A 672-nucleotide genomic window follows, 5' to 3' on the forward strand; every position below is an offset into this window, starting at 1 on the left:
GTGCAAGCCGGTTGACGCGATCGATCTGGCCGTCGTCGGGGCGGCCGATATAGGTATTGGGCATGGACCCGTTTCCCATCAGGGCTCTGACCGAACAGGATCTCGACCGGATCGTCGAGACGGCCGGCGGCGTGAAGGCGCACCCGGATGCGGATCGACGGGACCGCGAAGGCGCCGACTATCTCGTCGGAACGACCCTGATCGAGCTGAAGATGCTGGACGACGAGGGGTTCGTGAAGCCGGAGCGGCAGGCCAGGCTTGCCGAACTCTTCTCGGCGCAGGAGCCTGACCGGCCGGTCGTCGTCCTCGACCCGGCGAGACTTCCCGTGCCGGAGCAGCTGAAATACCGGCGGATCATCGAAGGGCCCGTCAAGCGGGCCGTTGCCAAGGCCCGGGCGCAGCTCAGCCAGTCGCGCGCGGAAATCCCGCACGCGAAGGGGTCGGTCCTGTGGATCGTGAACAACGGCTACACCGCGCTCGATCACGATACGCTCGAGGAGATCGTCGCCAACCGGGTCAGGCAGGATACGACCCATATCGACGGGGTCATCGTCTCGGGCTGCTACTACCACAGCGACGGCTTCGACAGCGTGTTCCTCTGGCCCTGCACCTACGTGCCGATCAATGCCGCCTACGCCTTCCCGGAGTTCGATGCCCTGCAGGTGGCCTTAC

The 672-nt window shown here is 65.6% G+C and carries 1 protein-coding gene; it reads left to right on the forward strand.

Annotation, left to right across the window (positions count from 1 at the left end; genetic code table 11):
- Positions 1-56 precede the first annotated feature (56 nt).
- The coding region (locus tag AC2JF9_RS08110) for a hypothetical protein (RefSeq protein ID WP_500726783.1) at positions 57-672 on the forward strand (616 nt) is incomplete at its 3' end.

The sequence above is a fragment of the Lactobacillus sp. C449L genome, from assembly GCF_059900815.1.